The following is a 26,143-nucleotide window of genomic DNA, read 5'->3' as shown; positions in this document are numbered from 1 at the left end:
ACTTTTATAACTACCAAGTGACATAATGTTACTTGGTAATCAGAAACGGAGGAAAAATTTATGTTTTTAGCCTTAAAGGAAATGGGTTATTCAAAATTACGATATAGTTTAATCGTCGGTATTATGTTTCTAATTGGATTAGTAGTATTTTTATTATCTGGTCTAGCAGATGGATTGTCACAAGAATTTAGGCAAGTAGTAGATGATTGGGACGCAAAAGAAATTGTCCTATCAGATGATGCCAATAATATTTTAGCTGCATCACAATTAAAAATAGAAGATGAAAAAGATATTTCATCAAATGACAAAGCCCCACTGTCACTTTATAGTGGTGCTATCGGTAAAAAAGGCGATAAAGTAAATATCAGCTTGTTTGGGACAGATAAAGATGCTTTCTTTTTACCTGAAATAACAAGTGGTACTACATTAAAAAATGACAACGAGGTCATTATTTCGCAAAATCTTGCAGATAAAGGATTTAAAGTAGATGATACAATAAAAGTTGGAAGTAACGATTTGAAAGTTAAAGTCGTTGGGATCTTCCCTGCTACGTCTTATGTTGCGACCCCAGTAATGTATTCAACTGTCAAAACTGCAACTGAAATCAAATTCGGTGAAGATATGGTAAAAAATACAGATAACTATCCAATCAATGCTATATTAAGCAATGATAAAGATACAACATTATCCAGTGATTCATTAACTAAACTATCAACTGATGAATTTATTGATAACTTACCTGGATATACTGAGCAAAGTTTAACGCTTGATTCTATGATTTATGTCTTGTTTGTTATTGCATCAGCTGTTATCGGTATCTTCATGTATGTTATCACACTACAAAAAACTGCTATTTTTGGTGTCATGAAAGTTCAAGGCATTAATTCTTGGTTTATTTCTAAATCAATATTAGCTCAATCATTTTTAGTGGGTGTATTTGGAGTAATACTCTCTGGTGTTGCTACTTATTTCTTAAGCTTAGTATTACCTGACGCGATGCCATTTGCTATTAACATTACACAATGGTGTATCTATGGTGCCATTCTTGTCGTTGTATCAACAATCGGTGGCTTATTCTCAATCGTCACTGTAAATAAAGTTGACCCTATTAACGCAATTGGAGGTTAGGAAAAATGAAAACTATTTTAAATATGTCTCATATCACTAAAAAATTTGGTAAAGGTCATAATGAAGTGACAGCCTTAAATGACTTAAATTTTGAAGTTAAAGAAGGGGAATTTATCAGCGTCATTGGTCCTTCTGGTTCTGGAAAAAGTACTTTCTTAACGATAGCAGGTGGTTTACAAAGTACAACAACAGGTAATATTACTATTAATGATATTGATTTTACAGCTTTACCTGAAAAAAAACGTGCTAAATTACGTTTTGAAGAAATAGGTTTTATTCTACAAAGCTCAAACCTCATTCCTTTCTTAACTATAGAGGATCAATTTACTTTAGTTGGCAAAGTAAAAAAAGAAAAAGTTAATAAAGAAAAACTAGACGACTTACTTAAATCTCTTGATATTGATCACTTAAGAAAAAGTTACCCAAGTGATTTATCCGGTGGTGAACGCCAACGTGTGGCGATTGCTCGCTCTTTATACAATAATCCTAGTCTTATTTTAGCAGATGAACCCACTGCTAGTTTAGATACGGAACATGCTTATAACGTCGTGAAACTACTTGTCAAAGAAGCTCACGACAAGAAAAAAGCAACAGTTATGGTAACCCATGACATTCGTATGATTAAATGGAGTGACCGAGTATTTCAAATGGAAGATGGAACACTTAAAGAAGTACATGACTTTTAATTATAATACCTTAGTCTTATAATAGACTAGGGTATTTTTTGTCTAACTTATTATATAGACTATCTTTTCATACTCATTTCATTTAAAATATATTTATTGCACTTTTAGGTAATTATCTACTAATAAAAAGGAGTATATTATGACTAAAAAAATGCTTTCCATTGTGGTCCCTTGTTACAACGAACAAGACACGATCAATCCCTATATTACTCGTATGATGGATATAGAAAAATTATTACCAAATTTAACGTTTGAATACTGGTTTGTCAACGACGGATCAAAAGATAATACATTAGAGGTTTTAAAAAAAGAGACAGCTTCATCTAATAAATACAACTACCTTTCTTTTTCCCGAAACTTTGGAAAAGAATCTGCTCTTTATGCCGGCCTTGAACATACTCGAGGAGATTATATCACTGTCATGGATGTTGATTTGCAAGACCCTCCAGAGCTTTTACCTAAAATGGTTGAACTAATAGAACAAGGAGAACATGACTGCATTGGTACTAGACGTGTTACACGTGCTGGGGAACCTAAAATCAGATCATTTTTCGCAAAACAATTTTATAAAATTATCAATAAAATATCTGATGTTGAAATTGTTGACGGCGCAAGAGATTACCGACTTATGTCTCGTCAAATGGTCGATGCGATACTAGAACTTAAAGAATACAACCGATTTTCAAAAGGAATATTTAGCTGGGTTGGATTTGATACTCATTACTTAGAATTTGAAAATATTGAACGTGTTGAAGGTGAAACGTCTTGGTCTTTTTGGGACTTATTACAATACTCTATTGATGGCATCATCTCATTTTCAGAATTCCCACTAAAACTCTCAACTATTCTTGGATTTATGTCATTTATCGCGTCCATTATCGCTTTGATTTTTATTGTAATACGTGCTCTTATTTTCGGGGATCCAACATCAGGATGGCCATCTCTTGTTTGTATTATATTAGCACTAGGTGGTCTACAACTTCTCTGTTTAGGAGTTGTGGGACAATATTTAGGTAAAACATTTCTCGAAACGAAAAGAAGGCCTATTTACATCGTCAAAGATCAAAAGATTTCACCTTTAGAGGAGGATTAGTTGTGCTAAGTGCTAAACGTGTTATAAAAAAAAGACTTCCTTTTATAACCATTACCTTAGTAGCTTTATTTATTTTATTACCGCAAATCAATACGCGGTTTATCCCTGTTGGATCTGATATATCATTTCATTATAATCGGTTCTATGATTTAGCTGAACAAATCAAATCAGGAAACTATAACTACTATATGGCTTTATATGGCTTTAATAGTAGTGGCAGAATTATCAATGCCCTGTACGGGTATGATATCGCCTTTTTGAATGGTTTAATATTATTTTTTACACAGTCATGGTTAAAATTCCAACTCGTCTCATCATTCACGTGCCTTATCATAGCCGGTAGCGGTATGTATGGTCTCATGAGAACACTAGATTGTACAAAAACATTAGCCACGATAGGCGCAGCGATTTACATGGCAAGTGCCCCAGTGATGTATTATGTTCGGGCTTTAGGTTTTTCTAGTTGGGGTGCGGCATTTTTACCATTTATTTTTATTCAAGCCATCCGCTCAGTAAAAAATAGAGATAAACCGATTAACTTTGTCTTTTTAGCCTTATCTATGAGTTTACTAGTTAATACTCATACACTCAGTGCTGTATTAGCAACTTTAGCGATTATTCCTTTTTTCCTTGTCAGTTTCATTCAATCAGACAGAAAACTTAATTGGATAAAAGATATGATATTAGCTATTTTATTATTTGTCTTCTTATCACTAAATACATTAACGGCTTATTTGGAAGTCTTTTTATCAAATAATATTTTACAACCCTTTATTCCAAAATCATTTGTGACAAATGCTACCTATATCTCTATAACAGAAATGTATGGCAATCGAAATATTGGTATCTTTTTTGGGGCTATATTTATTTTCCAACTCATTTATTTTATTCGTAATATTAAACAGACGTCTTTACTAGAGAGATTAATGACCATTGTTGGTGGAACATTCTTGCTCTTATCAACATCATTATTTCCATGGGATAATATAGTAGCAACACTACCTTTTCTATCTATTATCCAGTTTCCATTTCGTTTTTCTGTAATTTCATATGTGCTACTAATTCCTATGTTTTTAAAAACAATCACAGCATTTGAGAGAAATCTTTCTAGTAAACAATCAAAAATCATGTCGACTTTCCTACTTATCCTAGTCGGCTTCATATTAGTCGAAGCTAACAGCAACATGGTCAAAAATGCGCAACGTTGGCAAGATGATCCTGTCGCTATGGGGAACAATCGATCTAATCTGATTGAAACAGAGCCAGATAATATTAGAAATAACCTTAGATCGCCTGACTTAACGAAAGTATTTGACACAATAGAAAAGGGAACACCAGATTACCTTCCTATATCAAAAAATACAACTAGCCAAGAGCTATATAGTGAAATAGAGCCATATGAAGTTTATGAAAAAGAAATATTTGATAATCAAAAAAACATTACAACGACTATACTAGATAATGGAACGATCCAATTAGTTTGGGACAATAAAAAACACTCATCAAAGAAAAAACAATTCCCCCTCATCGTCTATGAACATAGCGTGATTGAGTTAAATGGCAAAATACTAGATAAATCAGAGTACGACACATCTGATATTGGTAGTTTAATTATCCAACCAAAAAATGGTGAAAATACCATCATATTATCTTACAAACCAGTTATGAATATGACTTATGTACTCATAATTAAATTGATTGCGATCTCACTGACGATTGGTTATTGTTCTATAAGAGCCTATTATAAATTGTTTATTAGAAAAGAGAGAGTCTATGAATAAATTAAAACATTTTTTTACTAAAACATTAGGACTATCTGACACACTATTTGAGTTATTTATGTATGTCGTGATGGGTGTTATGACAACGATTATTAATATTGTCGTGTTCTATCTCATTGAAGGGGTCCTACAACTTAATTATATTTTCGCAAACGTCGTTGCATGGATTTTTTCTGTGCTATTTGCCTATATATCCAATAAAAAGTATGTTTTCGCTCATGAAGACAATCAAGAGACTATCAACGTAAAAGAGATGATGTCCTTCTTTTCGTTCCGCTTATTATCTTTAGGCATTGATACTGTTGTTTTATTTGTCTTAGTCAAGTGGTTACATCAGCAGCCAATGATTGCTAAAATTATCAGTAATGTGGTTGTCTTAATTGCTAACTATGTATTTAGTAAATTTATTATCTTTAAAAAACCATCCAATTAAGTCCTTAGACCCAATTGGATGGTTGTTATTTTTTACTAGTACGACGCTTGTATTCATCTACTAACGTTCTAGATTCTCTAATATTTTCCATGTTTTCATCGTATTCTTTTAAAACATATACATGGAACAATAAATCGATCAAAATAAATTGAGACATCAATGAACTCGTAGCAGCACTTCTTAATTCTGCTTCTTTGGATTTCACCGTTTGAATAGATAAATCAACTTGTTTGCTCAATGTATTCATCCCAAATTGTGAAATACCAATTGTCTTGATGCCATGCTCTCTTGCAATGTGATTAATTTCTAGTACTTCTGATGTTTCCCCCGAATTTGAAATACCAATAAAAATAGAACCAGGTACAGCTGAAGTTAGACTGGCTATAAGCAAGTGAACATCTGCAATACAGATACAAACTTTCCCAATTCGATTCCACTTTTGAGCAATATTTTCTGCGACAAGGTAAGATGAGCCTATCCCGTAAACATAGACAAATGGCGCTGAAGAAATCATCTGTACCGCATCATCTAACACATCTTCACTAACTAATTGAATCGTTTCTTGCATAGATTGATAAGCATTGCCTAAAAGTTTTGCTTTCACATCCGATATTTTCTCATTTGGTAATATGTCTGAATACTCTTTGGGAACATCCCACTGTCTTTCAGCTGATAATGCTATTTTTAATTCTGGAAAACTCGGAATATTTATTGATTTACAAAAACGAATGACTGAAGCTGGACTAGTTTGTGACTCTTTTGCTAACTCACTTGCAGTCATTTTCATCACATCTTCCGGTCTTTCTAATACCAAATTGGCTATTTTTTGTTCCGAATGTGTTAAATCATTATAAAGACTCTCCACCCTTTGATGAATATGTTTACTTTTCATATTTACCCTTCCCTTTTAACTTATTTGCCTACCATGTTATTTTCCCCAAAATAACTTCTTTAGTCGCACCAGTAGCACTTGGCACGTTACTTGTTTTGCCTATAAGCGTTCGATGTCCCAACACAACCATAGCAACAGCTTCTTTTGCTTCTGATGATTGGCCTAAATCTTCTTGTGTTTTAACTGACACAAAAGACGGCACTTCTTCTTGAATCATTGAAAGTAACGTTGGATTATAGCTTCCACCCCCACCAATGATTAAGTCAGTATCGTTTACGAAAAACGAGGCCAATGATAACGCAATCGCTTTTGCAGTAAATTTTGTTGCTGTTGTAATCCAATCATTAGCTGGTAATTCATACGTATCAAGCAATGCGGTGACATAGTGCTGTCCAAAATCTTCTCTTCCTGTTGTCCGTGGCATAGGGCGACTAAAAAAGGAATGTGACATCATGTGTTCTAAAACTGTTTCTGACACACGACCTTGCTTAGCATATTGGCCATTATCATCATACTCTTCCTGATAAAAATGGCGCACTAATTCATCAATTATCATATTACCTGGCCCTGTATCAAAAGCTGTTATCTCCTGTATTGTAGCATTTTTCGGAATAATTGTGGCGTTTGAAATACCGCCAATATTTTGTAAAATTCGCTGTTTTTCTCTGTCGTTATACAAAATAAATTCTGAGTAAGGAACAATCGGTGCCCCTTGTCCGCCAACAGCCATGTCCCGGTATCTAAAATCAGATACCACTTTAACTCCAGTCACCTCAGCAATCACACTTGACTCTCCTACTTGCAAGGTGGATGCGATTAAATTATCTTCTGAAATAGGTTGATGGTATAAAGTTTGCCCGTGAGACGCAACAAAGTCTATTTTTTTACCTAACCTTTGATGTTTTTCTATCATTTTTTTAACTGCTTCACCAAAAAAATAACCTAACTCGATATTTAAGCTGCAAATTAAGGCAACATTTGATTGATTTATATCAATAGCATCTGTGACTTTTTTCTTTAACTCATCAGAAAAAGGAACGGTAAAAAAATCCTCTAACTCATAACTAGACATGCCTTCATCATACTTAACCAGTGCTACATCTACACCGTCCAGTGATGTGCCTGACATCAATCCTATTGCATATCCCACGGTAACCCCTCCAACTCTCGCATTTTATAATAATAATAAGCTCCTTTAGCACAGGATGACTGTTTATGACAATAAGTCACATTTATTTCACTGTCTTCTAAATAGTTGTGAAAACTAGAAAAAACTTGCGCATTTTTTTCTATGACACTTCCATTTAATCCAATTTCTAATGATTCTTTAGATAACTTACTCTTTCTGAGCATTTGTTCTACTGCTATTCCTAATTGTATACCTGCTTGTTTCAATAAAAGAGTGGCTTCTTGATTTCCTTCTTCGTTCATCTGTGCAACAATGGTTGTCAGTGAAGCAATATCTGTTTTAGACAACGTGTAAAGGTATTTAGTTAAAGAAAACACATCTTTTACATCAAAAAATTTAAATATAGCAAACGTTAAATCACTTGGCTGAAAACTATTATCTTCGTCACTCAACGCTAATTTTATTGCTTGTTTAGCTATCCAATAAGCACTACCTTCATCACCAAATAAATGCCCCCATCCACCAACTCTGTACCATTTATGTTGATGTAAACCTAACACCACAGAGCCAGTTCCAGCAGTCACACAAATGCCATCTCTTCCTTTTAATATAGAAAAATGAGCTAATTGTCCGTCATTAAAAATATAAATAGTTGGATGTATTATCATCAAATCATTGGATACTTTTTCTTTTAGCCCACCTGCATCAACTCCTGCAATACCTAGAACAATCCCCTTACAATGACTTTCTTCAAGTAATTCAAAAATAGATACTATACTTGACGTGATGTGGCTCATACCTAAATCATAATCCACTACCAGATTACCAAAACCAGAAATCGCACTTGCGACTTCCTCACCTGTTTTTACATTATAAGCAAAAGCTTCTGTTTTTGTTCCACCGCAATCTAAGCCAATGATATACTCCATTATTTCACCTAATTTCTACTCACATTTTATTTATGAAAAAACAAACGATTGTCGTGTTGGACGAATCGTTTGCCTCTTACTATTTCTCTCGTAACTCGTTAATTTCTTTTTGCATGATAATCATTTGTTCAATCAATGTCTGTTCTGACATAGTGGTCATCAATTGGTCTTGTGCGTGAATCATTAGTAAGCTAATTTCTACACTTTCTCCTCGAACATCCTTTTGAACTAATTCCGTTTGAGTATTATGCGCTAGCACCATTTCGTCTTTAGATTGTTTCAATAGCTCGTCTACTTTTTCGTATTCTCCCTTGCGACATGCTTCAAGTGCTTCATAAGCAAAACCTCTAGCATTTCCACCGTGTACAATAATATTAAAAATTTGTTCTTCCATTAGTTGTTCCTTCTTTCAATTAATTGATTAAATTCGTTTATAATTTGACTTAACTGTCCATCCCAATAATCCCAATTATGTTCTCCTTCAGACACATAAAAAGAATAGTTAGGTAAAAAACTGCCTATTTTATTAGAGAAATCCAAGCTATCCTCAATCATAAAATCATCTTTCCCACAACAGTGAATGAGATGCGTTTCTAATCCAAGATGATGTAAATCTGATTGGACTAGATTAGGCCATGCCTCTTTTTGAAAAACAGTTCCCAATTCTTTTTTAGTTTGAGGAATGTGGTTGACTAATGTATCCATTACTAATAGTGGAGATAACATCGCTGATCCTCTATATCTATCAGGATATTTCTCTAATAATTTGAGTACGCCGTATCCACCCATTGATATACCAATGATAAACTCATTTTTAATATTAAAGGGATGAATTCGTTGCATCATAATAGGAAATTCCTGACTCACAAAAGTTAAGACATCACCAAACGCATCAGAGTTAGCATAATAGGAATTCCCCACGTCCACAGAAAAAGCGATGAAAGACGTTCCTTGAATAAACCGTTCGATTGTTGTCTGATTTAAAAAACTTTTGGCATTGCCACCTCGTCCGTGAAGCAAGTAAATGACTGAAACCTCTGTCCCTAATTCATTAGGAAAAAAACCACAATAAGTCACATTTTTGGCTAGTACAGTTGAGTAACTATCCCCTACTACTATACTCATTGTGAGACTTCGTTAAACCCAAATTTTTGCCAAGGTTGAATGTATGATAACAATACTCTATCATTTGGTGTAATATAGCCTACAACATTTGATTTACCTGAATTTTCCATTGGTAATAGAGCAATTTGCAGTTCACCTGCATAATGAGCATATAAAGATGTTTCAATAATAATATCGCCCTTAGCCATATCTTCTGTATTAAATGGTTTAAAGTCATGTCCTTTATATTTCACACGACTTTGTGTCGAACGAATCACATAATCAGACACATCTCCACGATTAAAATGAAACTCTTCTAAAATTATTTTTCTCTCTAACGCAGGTGTGTCTTCTCTTATCACACAATCTAATGTTAATTTATAAGGATTAATCTCGCTTAATGCTTTCAATTCTTCCTCTGAGGCAAAAGCATTGGCGATAATCACATCATCAATCAAATCCGTTGCCCAAAGATGTTTTGTTTGTGTCGTAATTGGCCATTCCCGATGCATTTCTAACGTACATAATCCCTCTTCCACGGGCCATGGACCTGTTTTTGCTGTTGGCGAATTAACAAATGCAGCTGTTCTAATGCCATTTTCTTTATAAACCTTTGTTGTTTCAATAAAATGATCATAGCTCAGTCCTGTATAACGATGCGGATAAAAATTATGACACCCTAAGAGTTTATTATCATTGGCTTGATAACTTAGAATATTTTCTAAATAACGTGTTCCTGAACTAATGTTTAACTCAATATCTAGATTTTGAGGATTAAATGTCATGATTGATTCTTCATTCCCTGTAAATCCCATATCTAAACGAATCCCATCAGCACCAATCTCTTTAAAAAATTCTAAATTATCATAACTAATCCCCAACTCACCAAATACTTTAGGACTAACATCAGCCACTACTTTCATGCCTAGTGACTTAGCAAAAAAAATGGTCTCAGAAAAATCACTCACGATTCTTTCCTTTTCTTCTGGATCCACTGATAACAAACAAGTGAATACACGTTTAAAACCATATTTTGCTGCTAATTTCATATACTCTTTAATGTCTTCAACCGATTGATGATTCGGATAAACAGAAATACCTAATGTTCTCATAAATATGCTCCTATCTATTTCTTTTTAGTAGAGGGTGGTTTCACCATTCCTCTATGTTGACCTCTTTCGACCATCAAACGAGAGGTTTCAAAAAACATAATGGCAAATAAACCACATAACCCATATAAAATATTCAACACAAAGGGTGGAATATTAGAAAATATCATTAAAGGAATCAAGATAATAAAAAATGAAATAAATCCTGAAATCCATCGATTCGGTAATTTATTTTTCTTATCTAACCATCTAGTGATTCCAACACAAGCTAATACATAAGCTATAACGAATACAATATAAATCATTTTTATCATCTTTTCTCTCCCTTAATACCAAAAGCTGACTAGATGAACTAATCAGCTTTTAACTATCAAACCTTTTAACCTTCTGTCGCCATCTCTTCTTGTTCTTGTTTAATTAAAGTATTGTCATATGCTTTAACAAATGGATAATATAATGCTAGTGCAATTAAAATATTAATTACTACCAATACAACCGCACGCCAGTCATTTCCTGTTGATAAAAATGCCCCAATTGGTGCTGGTAGTGTCCATGTTACATTCAATACAAAACCATTTACTAATCCAAATTTCACAGCAAAATAGCTAATTGTTGTTGTAATGAGTGGGATACAAATGAATGGTAATGCTAAAACTGGGTTCATAATTAATGGAACACCAAAAATAAGTGGCTCATTAATATTGAAAATCCCTGGGATAAACGAGAATTTCCCAACTTCTTTTAAATACGTTGATTTTGTAGCAAACATTAATAATAAACAAAGTGATAATGTCGCTCCTGCCCCACCAATCGTCACTGTCCATTGATAAAATTGTTCTGGTGCAATATATGGTAGTTTTGTTGCTGAGACGCCATCAGATAATGCTTGTGCATTAGCATCTAACATTAATAACCACATTGGTCTAACAATTGACCCAATCACACTCATACCATGTACACCCGCTGCCCATAATACGTGAATTAAGAACATCGGTAATAAAACACCTAATAAATTATTTCCTAAAACTTCTGTAATAGGAGAGAAAATACCTAATAATAGCTCATTAATATCCAATCCTAAAAGAACGCGTAAAATCCATGTTGTTGTGATAATAACAGCACCTGGTATCAATGCTTCAAAACTTCGTGATACAGATTCGGGTACTTGTTCTGGCATTTTAATCATTAAATTCTTTTCTTTAAATAATCTCAGCACTTCCACAGCAAAAATCATCGCAAGAATTGCTGAGAACATTCCAGCTCCACCAAGGTACCCCATTGGCATAACCCAACCGATTCCTTGACCTTCAGGAAGTAGTTGATCGACATTTAATGGTACCGTTAACATTAAGAATGTCGCTAAAGAAAGGACACCACCACTAATACCATCCAACTTGTATGATTTCGCTAAACTATACCCCATACCATACGCTGCATAAATACTCATAAGTCCCATTGTAATACGGAAAGGCACAACAATTTGTGCTGAATATGGCGCAATCGCTGCTGCCCATGATGGCACCGGCGGATTTGCAATAACTAAAAAGAAACTACCAATAAGAATTAACGATAATGTTGAAATAACTCCATCTCTAATAGCTTTCAAATGCCTTTGTTCAGCTAATTTTGCCATTGGAGGCATAAATTTTGTTTCTACCCAATTTAAAAATTTCTCCATTGTCTTCTCCTTATACTCAACCTATTTATGTTTTTTTATTTGTTCTAATGTTTTTGGTGCACCAATTGGTGTGTAACCTGTAGGAGCAACTAATTCAATTGGAATATTTTTTTCTTTTGCCAACTCTTCATAACGACTAAATTGATGTTTTACTTGAGGTGCAACTAATAGTAACTCATAATCTCCTTGATTTAATGTTTCTTCTACTTCACCTGAACCCACTGCAATCATATCTAAGTCAAATCCTTGTTTCTCTGCTTCTTTAAGAATTGCTTTAACCACTATTGCACTTGACATTCCACCTGAACATACCATTACTACTTTCATACTTATTGCCTCCTATAATGTTGTCTATTGTTTTCGTAAAACAATTCGACTATATTTTAGTTAACTCAACTTCGTTACTTTGAAATCAAATTACATTTTTATTATACAGTTATCGAAATAAAATTTCAATAGATTATAAATGTTATTTTTATGAATAAAAAAAGAGGGCTTTATGCCCCCTATACATACTGACTATTTATAAGCTGATTCGACATCTTCCATCATCATTTGCGTAGCTTTAATCCCTCCACCTGCTAAGTACCATACATCAGGTGTTAAACTAATTACTTTTCCTTCTTTACCAGCTGTCGTCTCTTTTACTAAAGCATTATCTGCTACATTATTTTTACTGTCATCTCCGCCAATTGCTTTGGTACGGTCAACAACAAATAAAATATCTGGATTTTTCTCTAATACATACTCATAAGATACTTCTTGCCCATGTGGTGATGGTTCAATTGCTTCATCTGCAGGTATTACACCAAATCCTTCATAGATGATACCAAAACGTGATTCTGGACCAAATACTGATAATGATCCTTCATTCACCAAGCTCATCAATCCTTTTTTACCACTTTCTTTGGTAGTTTTTTCTAATGCTTCACGTTTTGTTGTCAGTTCATCAACTTTTTCTTTTGCCACATCTTCTTTACCAAAAACTGTTCCCAATGTTTCAATATTTTCTACTGTCGATTCCCATGCCTTTTTGTTATCTACTGATAAGTAAAGCGTTGGTGCAATGTTTTCTAACTCTTTTTTCATGTCTTCTTGACGACCTGATATGATGATTAAATCAGGTTGCATCGCATTAATTTTTTCCATATCTGGCTCTTTAATTCCACCAGCTGATTCTAAATTTTTAAAGCTAGATAAATAACTTGGTAAAGTTTTTGTTGGTGCACCAACAACTTTATCTGCTTCACCTAATTCTTTAATCGTATCAAGAGCTCCCATATCAAATACCACGACTTTTTTAGGATGTGATTTTAACTCTACAGTCTCTCCGTTACTATCAGTTACCTTCACTGCTTCTTGTGGCTCACTTGATGATTTTTCTGTGTCTTTTGTCGCACTTGATGAGCCACATGCCCCCAACATCATAACTCCTGCAACAACTAAACTTGCTAGACTCCATTTTTTTACTCGTTTCATCTATCCTTCTCCTTTTTATTATTCATTAAAATATAAACAAAATCGTTTCCCTTCTAACTCACATACGCGCATGTTCATATCATACAATTCATCCAATACCTCTTTGGTAATGATGTCATCGGTAGGTCCTGCTTTAAATATCTCACCTGACTTCATCGCGACGATATTATCAGCGTAGCTTGCAGCAAAATTTATATCGTGCAAGACAATCACCACTGTTTTTTTTGCCTCATCCACCAAACGACGAATGGTCTTCATCAACAGAACCGCATGATTCATATCTAAATTATTTAGAGGCTCGTCTAAAAAGATGTACTCAGTATCCTGAGCGAGTACCATCGCAATATACGCACGTTGCAATTGCCCACCTGACAACGTATCAATGGTTTCTTCCGCCAAATCATCTAAACCTAGATAAGAAAGAGATTCATTGATTTTTTCTTCATCAAGTTTTGTTAACCGTCCCTTACTATGTGGAAACCGACCGAATGCAACTAATTCCCTTACAGTTAGACGTAATTGAACCCCATTGGCTTGCTTTAAAATTGATAATTTTTTAGCAAGTTCATGTTGCTTCCAAGCTTTCACCTCCTGCCCTTCTAAATAAATTCCCCCTTGGTCTTTATCTAACAAGCGACTCATCATACCAAGAAGCGTGCTTTTACCGGCACCATTTGGCCCAATAAATGCAGTAAGTGTGTGCGGAACCACATCATAATCCACCGTATCGACAACTTTTTTGCTTCCATACTGTTTAACTACTTTTTCGATGTTCATTGAAGTATTTTCCCCCTTTCAGAGAGTAATTTCCAAATAAAGTACACACCACCACTAAATTCAATCACGACACTTAATGTCGTATTCATGTGGAATATATGTTCCACTAAAAATTGACCTAATACTAGCATCAAAATACTTAATAAAGCACTAGAAACAAATAAATAACGATGCTTATACACAGGTAATATTTGATACGTTATGTTGGCTACAATAAATCCTAAAAATGTAATCGGACCAATTAACGCCGTCGATAGTCCCACGCTTAAACTGATTAAAAATAAAATGAACCAACGAAATCGTTGTACATTAATTCCTAAGTTAATCGCCTGACATGTTCCTAAATGAAACACATCTAAAGTCGGTGACACAATCCAAAATAATAAAATAATCCCTAGCACAATTGGTATTACCATATAAAGAAGGGATACATCCACATTTGAAAAACTCGCAAATAGTTTCCCTTGTAACTTATCGTATTCGTTTGGATCCATCAGAACTTGTAAAAATGTACTGACACTTCTAAAAAATGTTCCGAGAACCATCCCTATCATCAATAATAAAAACAAATCTTGTGTTTCTTTTCTAAGTAAAAAACCAAATAGTACAACGCTAAATAGCACCATTAATCCAACATTTAGTCCAAACATCATCATAGGATGAGTGGGTGTTTGACCAAAATAAAAGAATAACGTGGTCTGAACTAAAACATAAAGTGAATCAAACCCTAAAATGCTTGGCGTTAAAAAATGACTTTGGGTAATAGTTTGAAAACTAATCGTTGAAAAACTTGTTAACAAACCCACAATTACAAACGCTAATAGTTTTTTCCCTCTAAGCGTCAAAGCAAATTGCCAATTGCCATAAGTTTGATATGTCATGAATAATCCAATGCTGATTAATACGAGCAATATTAACGTTACTAATCTAAAATAAATCTGTTTATTTTTCATTTCTTTGCCCCCTTAACAAGTAAAATGACAAAGATAAAACTTCCTAAAGCTCCTACGATTAAACTAACTGGTAACTCATATGGCGGATAAATCACACGAGATAAAATATCGGCTATGACTAAAAAAATACTACCTGCGACAGCCGTCATCCAAAGCGTATCTTTCATATGATCACCTAACATCAACGACACAACATTTGGAATAATCACACCAAGAAATGGTAGTCCACCAATCGTGACTAACACCACACTACTAGCAACTGAAATTAGTAATAGACCGATTAAATGAACAATTTTATAATTCATCCCAACAGAAATAGAAAATTCCTCTCCCATTCCTACTATTGTAAATTGATAAGCATATAGGTAACAAATTATCAATACAGGTACCGTCACATAAATCAGCTCGTAATTTCCTTTTGAAATAGTGGAAAAACTTCCCTGTAACCAAGAAGTCATGTTTTGAATCAATTGATATTGATAAGCAAAAAATGTGACAATCGCCCCCACAATATTCCCAAACATCACCCCTACAAGAGGCACCATCAATTGATTTTTACCTGGTAACACACGTATCAACTGAATAAATAATACTGTACCTAAAAAAGCAAAGATAAAGGCAACTAACGATTTTACTAGAATAGTGCCACTTGGAAAAAACAGCATAGCCACAAGCATACCAAGCCTTGCACTATCCATTGTTCCAGCCGTTGTCGGTGAAACAAATTTATTTTGTGTCAGATGTTGCATGATGAGTCCTGACACACTAATTGTTGCACCTGCAATAACTAAACTAATCGTTCTTGGTACTCTTGTTGTCCACAGCACAAGAGATTGTGTCTCATTAAGCTGAAAGATATCTTGAATAGGAATGCTTTGAACGCCAATAAATAAAGATAAAATAGTTAATAATACTAAGCTTATTATCGGGATACTCTTTTTCATCAAAACTCTCCTAATTGATAATGATTTTCATTTACAGTTAATTTTATCCAAGTTTTACTCTTATTGCAACGTTTTTTCACAAATTTTTTCTAATGAATTATATGTTATACTTAAAATGATTGAGCTATAAAGGAGTGGTCAACATGGCGAAAGATATTCAAGACTATCTAGACAAAGGGATGTACGGCACCCCTCAACTAAAGCCTGACGAACAAAAAAAATATCTCGGAACATTTAGAGAACGCGTTGTATTTATTTTGTTCTTATCCGAATTAAGTTTGAATTCGTTTGAGGAGTTTGCAGTCAATCAATTCAAACAATATCCAGGTGGAACTTTACTTGTTAATGCATTAGTGAAACCAACGATTCAGAAAAAATTGATTCATCTAACTCAAGAGAACGAAGTGTTGCTAAAATTAGTCGATACTGAACATACGACACTAGCTGATGATTCTATCGCAGTTGTTTATTCTCTTAATCACGCTATTAATAAAGAGGATATTGAGATGCCTTTTAAAAAAAGAACACCTAGTGCTTCTACTGCTAAAAATACCAACCAAACTCATTCAAGTGGAGGATTTTTTAGTAACTTATTCTCAAAAAAATAGTACCCTAAATCGAAAAAATTTAGGGTACTATTTTATTTTAATACGCGTTTAATCCATTTAAGATGTTTATCTGTATATGGTGGATAAATAAACGGTGTATCTAGTTTAGTTGAGGCTAATACTGCTCGTTTATGAGAAAAAGTATCAAAACTATATTTTCCATGATAATTTCCAATACCTGATGTTCCGACTCCTCCAAAAGGCAAGTGGCTCGAGACTAAATGAAAAATAGTATTATTGATGCTAACTCCACCTGAAGACGTTTGGTTTAATATCGTTTCTTGTTCTTTCTTATCACGACTAAAAATATAGAGAGCGAGTGGTTTTGGTCGCTCATTAATATGATGTATCACATCATCTAATGACTGATAAGATATAATTGGCAACAAAGGACCAAATAGTTCATCTTTCATCAATGGTGATTCCCAACTGGCATCATATAATGTTGGGGCAACATAACAAGAAGAAACATCGTATTCTCCACCACTAATTAATTCTGATGCTGATTCATTCATTAAATGAACCAATCGCTTAGTGTGACGCTCATTCACAATACGTGAAAAACTGGGACTTTTTTTAATATCTTTCCCATAAAAACGATGCAACGTTTTTTGACATTCTTCTATAAATTCTTTTTTTACTGCTTCTTCTATGACAACGTAATCTGGAGCGACACATGTTTGACCGGCATTCATCATCTTGCCATATATCACGCGTCTAGCTGCTAAAGATATATCTGCTTGAGATGTAATAATTGTGGGACTTTTTCCTCCAAGTTCCAGCGTGACTGGTGTTAAGTGTTCTGATGCTGCCTTCATCACACTTTTTCCAACAGTTATACTCCCTGTAAAGAAAATATAATCAAACGACTGCTCTAGTAATTCCATCGTGGTTTCTTTCTCTCCTAAAAAAATATTCACATAAGATGAAGGAAACAAATGATGAATCATTTTTTCTATCACTTTCGAAAAAGTTGGTACCAGTTCAGATGGTTTTAAAATAGCTGTATTACCTGCAGCTATTGCCCCAACTAGTGGTTCAATTAATAATTGAAATGGGTAATTGAATGGTCCAATAATCAATACGACACCATATGGTTCACTGACAACACGACTTTTAGAGGGTTGTAAAAACAATGGTGTTCGTTTCTTTTCATCTTTCATCCATTTACGCAGTGATTTTTGTGTCATGCGAATACTATGTAGAACAAAACCAATTTCTGTCGCATATGTTTCTAATGGGTGTTTTCCTAAGTCTATTCTTAACGCATCGATAATTTCTTGTTCGTATGATATAATTCCTAATCTCAGCTTTTCAAGTTGTTCTAAACGAAAGGTTAACGTCTTTGTTTGTTGGGAATAAAAGAACTCACGTTGCTTTTTATATGCTGATGGAATTGTGCCTGTCATGAAATATCGTCTCCTTGCTTTCAATAGTTATTACTCATAGTGTAGCAAATAAAAAAGAAAAAAACTGTTTTTCGTTTTTTTTCTTTAAAAGTTATTTAATTAAACCCAACCATTTCTCTTTAAGCTCTTCGCAATGCCATCATCATCAGCACTATCTGTTATTTCAGAAGCTATTTTTTTCAAATTATCTGTGGCATTGTCCATTGCAATACTGTAATCAACCGCCTCAAACATGACTATATCATTATCTCCATCACCAAATGCGATGGTTTGTTCTTTAGTCATGCCAAGTTTATTTAACACATACTCGATAGCTAGCTTTTTATCGACACCTTTCACCGCAATTTCTCCGCTTTCAGGTCCAAATAATTCAACCGTTGAATGATACATGTAACACTCATCACCGAATTTATCCGCAACGTCAGAAAATGATACGGTGTTATTGATAAAGGAGATTTTATTGACATTAGTATAGTCTACTTCATCATTTTTATGTTCTTCTAATACTGCTTCAAACCAACTGACTTTTTCTGCTAATCCATCATAATCCTGATTTGTCTTCTCAGCAATCGTTTTTATTTCTTCTCGAATTTTACGAACACAATTATCACTGCCATACAAACCGTCATTTGTTTCTAAGTAATAACCAATGTCATGCTCTTTAAAGTATGACAGAACTTCTCTGACAATCCTTTCATCCATTGTTTGATGTTTGACCACTTCATCATTAATCACAATGTAGCCACCACCAGCACCAATAATGCCATCAAATCCGACTTCTAAAATACTATCCAAAATTTCTGGTTTAGAACGACCTGTACAAATATATGTTAAATTCCCTTTATCTCTAAATGCTTGTATACTCTCTTTACTTGACGGTAAGACTTGTCCACTACTATCACACAATGTGCCATCAATATCAAAAAAAGCTATTTTTTTCATATTTATCTCCCCTTATTTAATCTCTTGTAAAAAAATCAAGTCTAGATAAATTATCTAGACTTGTTTCATTTATTATACCATTTTATAAGTTTTCACCATTAGATTCAATGACTTCTTTATACCAGTAGAATGAATCCTTACGATATCTTTCTAAACTCCCATTCCCTTCATCGTCTTGATCAACGTAGATAAAGCCATAACGTTTACTCATTTGTGATGTTCCACAACTGATTAAATCAATACATCCCCAAGTTGTATAACCCATCAAATCAACACCATCTTTAATGGCTTCTTTCATTTGTTCAACGTGTTGACGAATATAATCAATTCGGTAATCATCATGAATTTTACCGTCTTCTGTCAACTCATCTTTCGCTCCTAAACCATTCTCACAAACAAATAATGGTTTTTCATAACGGTCATATAATTTCATTAATGAAATACGTAATCCGATTGGGTCAATCGGCCAATCCCATTGTGATAATTCTAAATGTTCATTTTTAATTGGGCTATCGAAAGATCCGGCAAGTTTAGCTGCATCTTCTCTGGCTTCTGTTACGTGAGACATGTAGTAACTAATTGCAACATAATCAACAACACCTTCTCGGAGGATTTCTTCATCTCCTTCTTCCATTACAACGTGAATATCATTGTCCGCAAAGTATCTTGCCATATAAGTTGGGTACTCTCCACGTGCTTGAACGTCTGGGTAGAACATATTTAATTGGTTAGATTTTAATGCTTGTAATTGGTCTTCTGGTTTTGTTGTTAAAGCATATGATTCGATTTGATTAATCATACAACCAATTTGTGCATCTGGAATAATTTCTTTACACGCTTTAACTGCCAACGCACTTGCTAAAAACTGATGATGTGATGCTTGATAGGTTGCTTGTAATTTATCTTCTGGTGCGATTAAATCCTCTAAAACGCCTGCTCCAGTATACAAACTATTTAAGTTCATGTTCATTTCGTTAAACGTAATCCAGTATTTTACTTTTGCCTTATAACGAGTTAAAATCACGCGAGCATATTTTTCAAATAATGGAATTAATTCACGGCTCACCCAACCATTGTATTTTTCTGTTAATGTAATTGGCATTTCATAGTGAGACATTGTGACAAGTGGTTCAATACCATATTTAGCACACTCATCAAATACTTTATCATAGAATGCTAACCCTTCTTCATTTGGTTCTGATTCTAATCCTGTTGGGAAAATTCTTGCCCATGAAATAGAGATACGGAATGTTTTAAATCCCATTTCTGCCATTAAAGCAATATCTTCTTTATAACGATGGTAGAAGTCAATTCCCCAACGTTTTGGGAATAAGTATTTTTCTGGGTTTTCTTTGTATTCAGCTAATTCTTTCGATGTCACGTTAAATGTAAAGTTATCTACTTTACCTGTTGCATATGGGTCTTTATAAGCGGCATAATCAGATGTTGATAGACCTTTTCCGCCCTCATTATATGCTCCTTCAATTTGGTTGGCAGCTGTTGCGCCACCCCATAAAAATCCTTTTGGAAATCCTGCTTGTAGTTGTAGTTGTTTCATTAATAATTCCTCCCATTTTTTGTTTGATCTATCTATAATTTATTTAGCTAACAACAATTAATACATCTTCTTGCCCGGCAGTGACGGTATCTCCTTCGCCTAGTGCTGGAACAATGTCTAAAAAGTTCGGTGTGTTCGTTACAATAATTGGGGTAAACAAACTATATTCAGCTTCCTCAATTACCCTTCGATCAAATGATAATAATTTATCGCCATGTGTTACCACATCACCTTCCTTAACAAAATACTCAAATCCTTTTCCCTCTAACTCAACAGTATCTAATCCAACATGAATTAATAATTCCACGCCATCATTTGATACTAAACCAATTGCATGTTTTGAAGGAGTTGTCATAGTGACTGTGCCATCAAATGGCGCATACACAAAATCTCCTGAAGGAGTAACACCAATTCCTTTTCCAACGACACCTGAAGCAAACGTATCATCTGGACAAGTTGTTAATTCTTTCACTTCACCTGTTAATGGTGATAAAACTTTATGAGATTTATCTTTCGTAACAGTTGGTTGAGCAACTGGTGTTGTCAAAGCATCTGCAGTAACGTCTTTTTTATCGCCTAAATCAAACGGTACTAACATCGTAACGATAAGTCCTACAAAGAAACTTGATAATACTCCCACAACTGCCCATAAGAAGTTATTTGTGCCATTTTCAATATAGGTTGGTAAAGCTAATAATCCTGGAACCGCGAAACTGAATGTTTTGACGACAAACAATCCATATATTGCCCCACCAACAGCTCCACCGGCCATACTGGCATAGAACGGCTTTTTAAGTTTCATTGTTACCCCATAGATAGCTGGTTCAGTAATACCAAATAATGCTGGAATAAAAGCGGAAAACGCAATTTGTTTCATTTTTTTATCTTTTGTTTTAATCAATACGCCAAGTGTCGCACCTGCTTGCGCTAAGTTTGCCACTAAATTTAATGGTAATAACATAATGTCATATCCTAATTTCCCAAGACTGGCAAACGTTCCTGGGAAAAACGCATAGTGCATTCCTGTTACAACGATTAATGGCATCAACCCTCCCATTAAGGCTCCGGCAACGGGACCTGCTACACCAAAAAGTTTCGTAAAGAACATCTCTAAGTAAGTTCCAATAAAGGTACCAAGTGGTGCGATAAATGCTAATACTAACGGTGCTGTAATTAATAATGTCAGTAACGGAACAAAAATAATGGTCAATGATTTCGGTACGATTTTTTTCGAGTATTTTTCAACATAGCTCATTAACCAAACACCTAAAATAATCGGTAAAACAGATGAAGCATAATTATTCATAGGGATATTTAAAAATCCTAAAAACGTCACACTGCTTACTTCTCCAGCATCAGCAAGAGCCATGATTTGAGGATACATCAAGATACCGGCCAACGCTCCAGCTAGTGATGGATTTGTTTTAAATTTATTAGCGGCTGAAAATGCTACTAAAAATGGTAAGAAGTGGAAAGTCGCATTAGATATTGCATCTAATATCATATATGTCTGACTTTCAGCATTTAGCATATTAGCCCAAACTAGAATAGCCATGATTCCTTTTAGCAGACCACTACCTGTAATGGCTGCTAAAATTGGTGTAAAGATACCTGAGATAACGTCAAATAGTTTATCTAGAATGTTTCCTGATGATGACTTAGTACTGTCATCATCGACGATACTTCCATGAGTGATTTGATCAACTTCATTAAAAACATTAGCTACTTCACTACCAATAATGACTTGGAACTGACCACTTTGAAATTGCGCTCCCATCACGCCATCTAATTGCTTAATTGCTTCGATATTAATTTTTTTACTATCTGCTACATTAAATCTTAACCTTGTAATACAATGCCAATTTTGAGTGATATTTTCCTTGCCACCCATTTCTCTTACAATACTTTCTGCTAATTGACGATTATCCATCGCTTTTTCCTCCTAGGATATCTATTTAGAATTAAATTGTTTGAAAATAAAAAACCTAAACAAACAGCCGCAACACATACTAGTGCTTACGAATTGCTTGTTTAGGTTTATGCCAATAATTGTTGCACGCCTATTCCAATGCTTGAGTGTCAGAAACCACTCGTTCTATATGTATAATTAAATAAATCAATTCATCATTGCTCACGTCTATATTATAGTCAGAATTCAACATTTCTTTAATTACCAAACTACATGCATAACTTTTAGGGTATTGCTCTTTGATAATATCAAATAATTTCTCATTCTCATTACTTTCTTGTACCTTATTATGCAAATGTCTGTTCATAAAATAGCGTATGTGCGTGACAAAACGCGAATAATTCAAACTATCTTTTTTCAATGATACATTAAACAACGTCTGAATACTTTTGACGATACTTTTTAAAATCTTCGTAATAAAAATAGTTTCATCCATTGATTCCACACCATCTTGTGCATTGACAAAATGAAGTGCCATAAACGCAGCTTCCGATGATGGTAATGATATCTCTAACTCTGTTTTGATTTGTTCTAATGAATATTTTCCTAATTCATGCTCTTTTGAATACAAGAAGGGAATTTCCCATTGCATCGTATTTTCAGGTAAATCAATCCCTTGTTTTTGTCGATCAATCGCACATTGGATATGATCGGCTAATGCTATCATTAAGCTACCATTTAACTTTTTATTTAACTGTCCTTCCCCATATGTCACAATTTTTTCAGTAACATCAAGAACATCTGGTTGAATACTTTCAATAATAGCAACCATATTTTGATTATCTTTGCTTAAAAATGTCTTAGTTATCAGTGATTTATCTACTAAGTCATTCTTTTTCTTTTTAAATCCAATACCTTTACCAAATAACACAAACTCTTCATCATGCTCATTTACTGCTAATACTAAGTTGTTATTCAAAGACTTAACTATCGATAGAATTTAAATCACCTCATTTAAGGAACAAAAAAAACACCAAATCAAAGTAGTCCTTCTACAATGGATTTGGTGGTGCCTGATCGTATCAGTTACACTCCGTCTGTTCTATAAATAAACTATAACACCATTAGAAAGCGGTGTCAACTATAAAAGATAAAAAAATCTAGGTTTGAATCTAGATTTTTTTAATAGATAGTAGTTATTTTTTTAATTCTGGATATAATAACAACAACACATCCATCGTGAGTCGTTGTCCTGCACCGGCATAAGGATAAATATGCATATGCATTGCTGGATTGAAGTTCGCTTCAATAATCCCATATGTTTGAGTATCTTCTTTATTACCATTGATTGAACTATCAGGAATAATTAAATCAATACCACATATTTTAGCTCCTAACGCTTCTACAGCGGACTCAGCTATCTGTTTATAATGTTCATTCATCTCTTCTGTCACATCTAGTGAATCGCCACCTGTACTAACGTTGGAGTTTTCACGAAGATAAACACGTTGATCTTTTTCAGGAATGCTTGCTTTAGTTAATTTTTGCTCTTTCAACATCAACTGTTCAATATCACCTAACTGAATTTCTTCTAAAGGCGCTCTATGGTGTGTCCCACGTAAACTGTCTTTATTTTTTTCAGCTACTAATTCTTCAACAGTATGTTCCCCGTCACCAAGGACATTCGCTGGTGTTCGCAACATAACCGCACGCGTTTTTCCATCTAATACAAAGAATCGATATTCAGTACCAGGTAAAAATTCTTCAACTAAAATGCTATTGTCTTCACTAAATGCAATTCGAACCGCTTCATCATAATCTTCCTTTGTCGCACCATCTTTGAAAATAGAAATACCTAAACCATAATTCGTTGTTTTAGGTTTTACAACAATCGCACTATCTTTAAAAATCGGATAAGAAATAAGCGCCTCATCTACTGTTGAGAATTCTTTTCCTAAAGGAACATGGAATCCTGCTTTATCCAATACTTTTTTAGTGACTGTTTTATTCTCCATCATAAGAGGGACAACATAAGAATCACGACTCGTCATATTCGCATTTTTAACATACTCGACTTGCCCGTTTAATGATAATTTTAAAAACTGATCTGTTCTATCTAACACATCAACTTTGACACCTTTTTGTATCGCATCAAACATAAAAATTTGTGTTGATAATTCCATGTCTCGGTAACCAGCTAACTGATATGGTTTAGCATATGCTTCATCATAATATAAATCAGCAAAATAACGACCTAAGTCTTCGTTTGTCCAACTTTTTTCTGCCATTAATTCTAACATTTGTCCTGCTAATGTTTTAGTTGGATGATCCATAACATGTTTCATTTCATTAAGTAACTCCGTACAGTCAAATGGTGTCGTTAATTGCTTGTTTAATTCGGTTATTTTTTCTAGCAACCAAGACCCTTCTTCATGTAAAAAGGTCTTATCTAAAGGATGCTCTAATGACACTTTATTGTTATACTCCGTTCCTAAATCTAACATATGAGTCGCATCTGTTGATTCTTCATCTAAGAACAACAGTGTTAGTAAGAACAAGTGCAAGAACCTCAATGTTTCTTTTGAAATACCAATACGTTCAAATGGATCTAAGTCAATATTTCGAATTTCAATATAACTTACACCACGAGTTAAAAGTTCCTCTACTTTATCACTGCCACGTAAACGAACAGACGAATAAAATTCTTTCGTTTCGATTAACTCACCCTTATCTACTAATTCTTCTAAATCAGATACATATTGATCAATTGTTTGATAGGACACAGCAATCTCTGGCCGATTTGTATAACCATACTCGCTATTTCTAATACTACGAACAGGTTGTTCTGTTTCTTTATCTGTAAAATATCTTTTATCAGCAAACGGACTTGCACCAAATAAATAAGTAATTAGCCAACGATAGCGTAAATATTGACGAGATACTTTTAAGTAAACATCCGTTCTAAACGCCACAAAGTCAGTGTAATCTGTTTGCAATTGGAACAAACTCATTAATAAATCATGTGAGAACTCAAAATTATAATGAATACCACTCACCATTTGTTTTCTCTTACCATAGACTTTCGCTAAGTAACGACGGTAGTTAATATCTCCTTGATGTTCTAATTTTGCAATTTTAATATCACGATCATCTTCTGGTAAATCAGGTGGCATACTAATTGGCCACAATCTCTCGCCATCTTCCATCGAACGCATCACAACGTCATGTAAGGCTTCTAATTGCTCGATAGCACCTTGATCTGTATCAAACACTTGAGTGATTAATTCAGTTTGTGTTTCACTAAAATCAGTTTGGATGTATGGATGAAAACTACGACTTCCTAAAGAAGACGGATGATCAGTTGTTGCCAATTCACCATTAGCATCGACACGCTGACTTTCTTTTTCTAATCCTATTTTAAAACCAGAAAGAACGGATTGGATTCTTTCATCTGTTAAATATGTTTGTAAACTTTTCATTGTTATTGACCTTTTCCCTTTGTCATTTCTATGAAATATTATATCATTCTATGTTTTGAAACCATAATTTTTTGTTTATCCCACATAAAAAAGCCAGCCATCAAATGTGATGACTGACTATAA

General features: G+C 34.1%; 25 protein-coding genes. 6 read left to right on the top strand and 19 right to left on the bottom strand.

Annotation, left to right across the window (positions count from 1 at the left end; translation table 11 throughout):
* Window positions 1–60 precede the first annotated feature (60 nt).
* From BHY08_RS01155 to BHY08_RS01135, 5 genes are all read left to right on the top strand, one after another.
* A complete protein-coding gene (locus tag BHY08_RS01155; RefSeq protein ID WP_071456123.1) occupies window positions 61–1,128 on the top strand; it encodes an ABC transporter permease in 1,068 nt (355 codons plus the stop codon).
* 5 nt (window positions 1,129–1,133) lie between these two features.
* On the top strand, window positions 1,134–1,814 hold the full coding sequence (locus tag BHY08_RS01150; protein WP_071456122.1) for an ABC transporter ATP-binding protein: 681 nt from the start codon (window positions 1,134–1,136) through the stop codon (window positions 1,812–1,814).
* A gap of 139 nt (window positions 1,815–1,953) precedes the next feature.
* On the top strand, window positions 1,954–2,907 hold the full coding sequence (locus tag BHY08_RS01145) for a glycosyltransferase family 2 protein (RefSeq protein ID WP_071456121.1): 954 nt from the start codon (window positions 1,954–1,956) through the stop codon (window positions 2,905–2,907).
* Window positions 2,908–2,909: 2 nt separating this feature from the next.
* The gene (locus BHY08_RS01140; RefSeq protein WP_071456120.1) at window positions 2,910–4,688 is read left to right on the top strand and encodes a hypothetical protein; all 1,779 of its coding nucleotides are present in this window, start codon (window positions 2,910–2,912) and stop codon (window positions 4,686–4,688) included.
* The gene (locus BHY08_RS01135; protein WP_071456119.1) at window positions 4,681–5,121 is read left to right on the top strand and encodes a GtrA family protein; all 441 of its coding nucleotides are present in this window, start codon (window positions 4,681–4,683) and stop codon (window positions 5,119–5,121) included. Before BHY08_RS01140 ends, BHY08_RS01135 begins: the two co-directional genes overlap by 8 nt.
* 25 nt (window positions 5,122–5,146) lie before the next feature.
* Here the strand turns inward: BHY08_RS01135 and BHY08_RS01130 are convergent, their stop codons facing one another.
* From BHY08_RS01130 to BHY08_RS01070, 13 genes are all read right to left on the bottom strand, one after another.
* The gene (locus BHY08_RS01130) at window positions 5,147–6,013 is read right to left on the bottom strand and encodes a MurR/RpiR family transcriptional regulator (protein ID WP_071456118.1); all 867 of its coding nucleotides are present in this window, start codon (window positions 6,011–6,013) and stop codon (window positions 5,147–5,149) included.
* Between the two features lie 28 nt (window positions 6,014–6,041).
* Complete coding sequence (anmK, locus tag BHY08_RS01125) at window positions 6,042–7,163, bottom strand: anhydro-N-acetylmuramic acid kinase AnmK (protein WP_071456117.1); 1,122 nt, start codon at window positions 7,161–7,163, stop codon at window positions 6,042–6,044.
* Window positions 7,148–8,071 (bottom strand): BadF/BadG/BcrA/BcrD ATPase family protein, encoded by a 924-nt coding sequence (locus tag BHY08_RS01120; RefSeq protein ID WP_071456116.1) that lies wholly within the window; start codon window positions 8,069–8,071, stop codon window positions 7,148–7,150. The genes anmK and BHY08_RS01120 overlap by 16 nt, the downstream gene beginning before the upstream one ends.
* 79 nt (window positions 8,072–8,150) lie before the next feature.
* Entirely contained in the window at window positions 8,151–8,465 is a 315-nt protein-coding gene (locus tag BHY08_RS01115; RefSeq protein WP_071456115.1) for a PTS lactose/cellobiose transporter subunit IIA, read from the bottom strand.
* Window positions 8,465–9,196 carry an alpha/beta hydrolase gene (locus BHY08_RS01110; protein WP_071456114.1) on the bottom strand — a complete coding sequence of 244 codons (732 nt, stop codon included), beginning with the start codon at window positions 9,194–9,196 and terminating at the stop codon, window positions 8,465–8,467. The genes BHY08_RS01115 and BHY08_RS01110 overlap by 1 nt, the downstream gene beginning before the upstream one ends.
* Entirely contained in the window at window positions 9,193–10,287 is a 1,095-nt protein-coding gene (locus BHY08_RS01105) for a DUF871 domain-containing protein (RefSeq protein WP_071456113.1), read from the bottom strand. Before BHY08_RS01105 ends, BHY08_RS01110 begins: the two co-directional genes overlap by 4 nt.
* Window positions 10,288–10,301: 14 nt before the next feature.
* Window positions 10,302–10,598 carry a hypothetical protein gene (locus BHY08_RS01100; RefSeq protein ID WP_071456112.1) on the bottom strand — a complete coding sequence of 99 codons (297 nt, stop codon included), beginning with the start codon at window positions 10,596–10,598 and terminating at the stop codon, window positions 10,302–10,304.
* Between the two features lie 65 nt (window positions 10,599–10,663).
* Window positions 10,664–11,962 (bottom strand): PTS sugar transporter subunit IIC, encoded by a 1,299-nt coding sequence (locus BHY08_RS01095; RefSeq protein WP_071456111.1) that lies wholly within the window; start codon window positions 11,960–11,962, stop codon window positions 10,664–10,666.
* Between the two features lie 21 nt (window positions 11,963–11,983).
* The gene (locus BHY08_RS01090) at window positions 11,984–12,289 is read right to left on the bottom strand and encodes a PTS sugar transporter subunit IIB (RefSeq protein ID WP_071456110.1); all 306 of its coding nucleotides are present in this window, start codon (window positions 12,287–12,289) and stop codon (window positions 11,984–11,986) included.
* A gap of 192 nt (window positions 12,290–12,481) precedes the next feature.
* Window positions 12,482–13,441 carry a siderophore ABC transporter substrate-binding protein gene (locus BHY08_RS01085; protein WP_071456109.1) on the bottom strand — a complete coding sequence of 320 codons (960 nt, stop codon included), beginning with the start codon at window positions 13,439–13,441 and terminating at the stop codon, window positions 12,482–12,484.
* An 18-nt stretch (window positions 13,442–13,459) separates the two neighbouring features.
* Window positions 13,460–14,218 carry an iron ABC transporter ATP-binding protein gene (locus tag BHY08_RS01080; protein ID WP_071456108.1) on the bottom strand — a complete coding sequence of 253 codons (759 nt, stop codon included), beginning with the start codon at window positions 14,216–14,218 and terminating at the stop codon, window positions 13,460–13,462.
* Window positions 14,215–15,171, bottom strand: a complete 957-nt coding sequence (locus BHY08_RS01075) for an iron chelate uptake ABC transporter family permease subunit (protein WP_071456107.1) — start codon at window positions 15,169–15,171, stop codon at window positions 14,215–14,217. Before BHY08_RS01075 ends, BHY08_RS01080 begins: the two co-directional genes overlap by 4 nt.
* Complete coding sequence (locus BHY08_RS01070) at window positions 15,168–16,115, bottom strand: ABC transporter permease (protein WP_071456106.1); 948 nt, start codon at window positions 16,113–16,115, stop codon at window positions 15,168–15,170. The genes BHY08_RS01075 and BHY08_RS01070 overlap by 4 nt, the downstream gene beginning before the upstream one ends.
* A 143-nt stretch (window positions 16,116–16,258) precedes the next feature.
* Here BHY08_RS01070 and BHY08_RS01065 point away from each other — a divergent pair, with 143 nt between their 5' ends.
* Window positions 16,259–16,723 (top strand): DUF1694 domain-containing protein, encoded by a 465-nt coding sequence (locus tag BHY08_RS01065; protein ID WP_071456105.1) that lies wholly within the window; start codon window positions 16,259–16,261, stop codon window positions 16,721–16,723.
* A 32-nt stretch (window positions 16,724–16,755) separates the two neighbouring features.
* Here the strand turns inward: BHY08_RS01065 and BHY08_RS01060 are convergent, their stop codons facing one another.
* From BHY08_RS01060 to gshAB, 6 genes are all read right to left on the bottom strand, one after another.
* Window positions 16,756–18,132 carry an aldehyde dehydrogenase gene (locus tag BHY08_RS01060; protein ID WP_071456104.1) on the bottom strand — a complete coding sequence of 459 codons (1,377 nt, stop codon included), beginning with the start codon at window positions 18,130–18,132 and terminating at the stop codon, window positions 16,756–16,758.
* A 99-nt stretch (window positions 18,133–18,231) separates the two neighbouring features.
* Complete coding sequence (locus tag BHY08_RS01055; RefSeq protein WP_071456103.1) at window positions 18,232–19,074, bottom strand: Cof-type HAD-IIB family hydrolase; 843 nt, start codon at window positions 19,072–19,074, stop codon at window positions 18,232–18,234.
* An 82-nt stretch (window positions 19,075–19,156) separates the two neighbouring features.
* Window positions 19,157–20,632, bottom strand: coding sequence for a glycoside hydrolase family 1 protein (locus BHY08_RS01050; protein ID WP_071456102.1), 1,476 nt, complete (start codon window positions 20,630–20,632; stop codon window positions 19,157–19,159).
* Window positions 20,633–20,675: 43 nt separating this feature from the next.
* Entirely contained in the window at window positions 20,676–22,562 is a 1,887-nt protein-coding gene (locus BHY08_RS01045) for a beta-glucoside-specific PTS transporter subunit IIABC (protein WP_071456101.1), read from the bottom strand.
* A gap of 130 nt (window positions 22,563–22,692) precedes the next feature.
* Window positions 22,693–23,532 (bottom strand): PRD domain-containing protein, encoded by an 840-nt coding sequence (locus tag BHY08_RS01040; protein ID WP_276325583.1) that lies wholly within the window; start codon window positions 23,530–23,532, stop codon window positions 22,693–22,695.
* Window positions 23,533–23,737: 205 nt separating this feature from the next.
* Complete coding sequence (gene gshAB / locus BHY08_RS01035; RefSeq protein ID WP_071456099.1) at window positions 23,738–26,020, bottom strand: bifunctional glutamate--cysteine ligase GshA/glutathione synthetase GshB; 2,283 nt, start codon at window positions 26,018–26,020, stop codon at window positions 23,738–23,740.
* Window positions 26,021–26,143 lie beyond the last annotated feature (123 nt).

Source organism: Vagococcus teuberi, assembly GCF_001870205.1.
GTDB classification, from domain to species: domain Bacteria; phylum Bacillota; class Bacilli; order Lactobacillales; family Vagococcaceae; genus Vagococcus; species Vagococcus teuberi.
The sequence above is the reverse complement of the archived record's forward strand: the minus strand, read 5'-3'. Positions and strand labels throughout refer to the sequence as shown.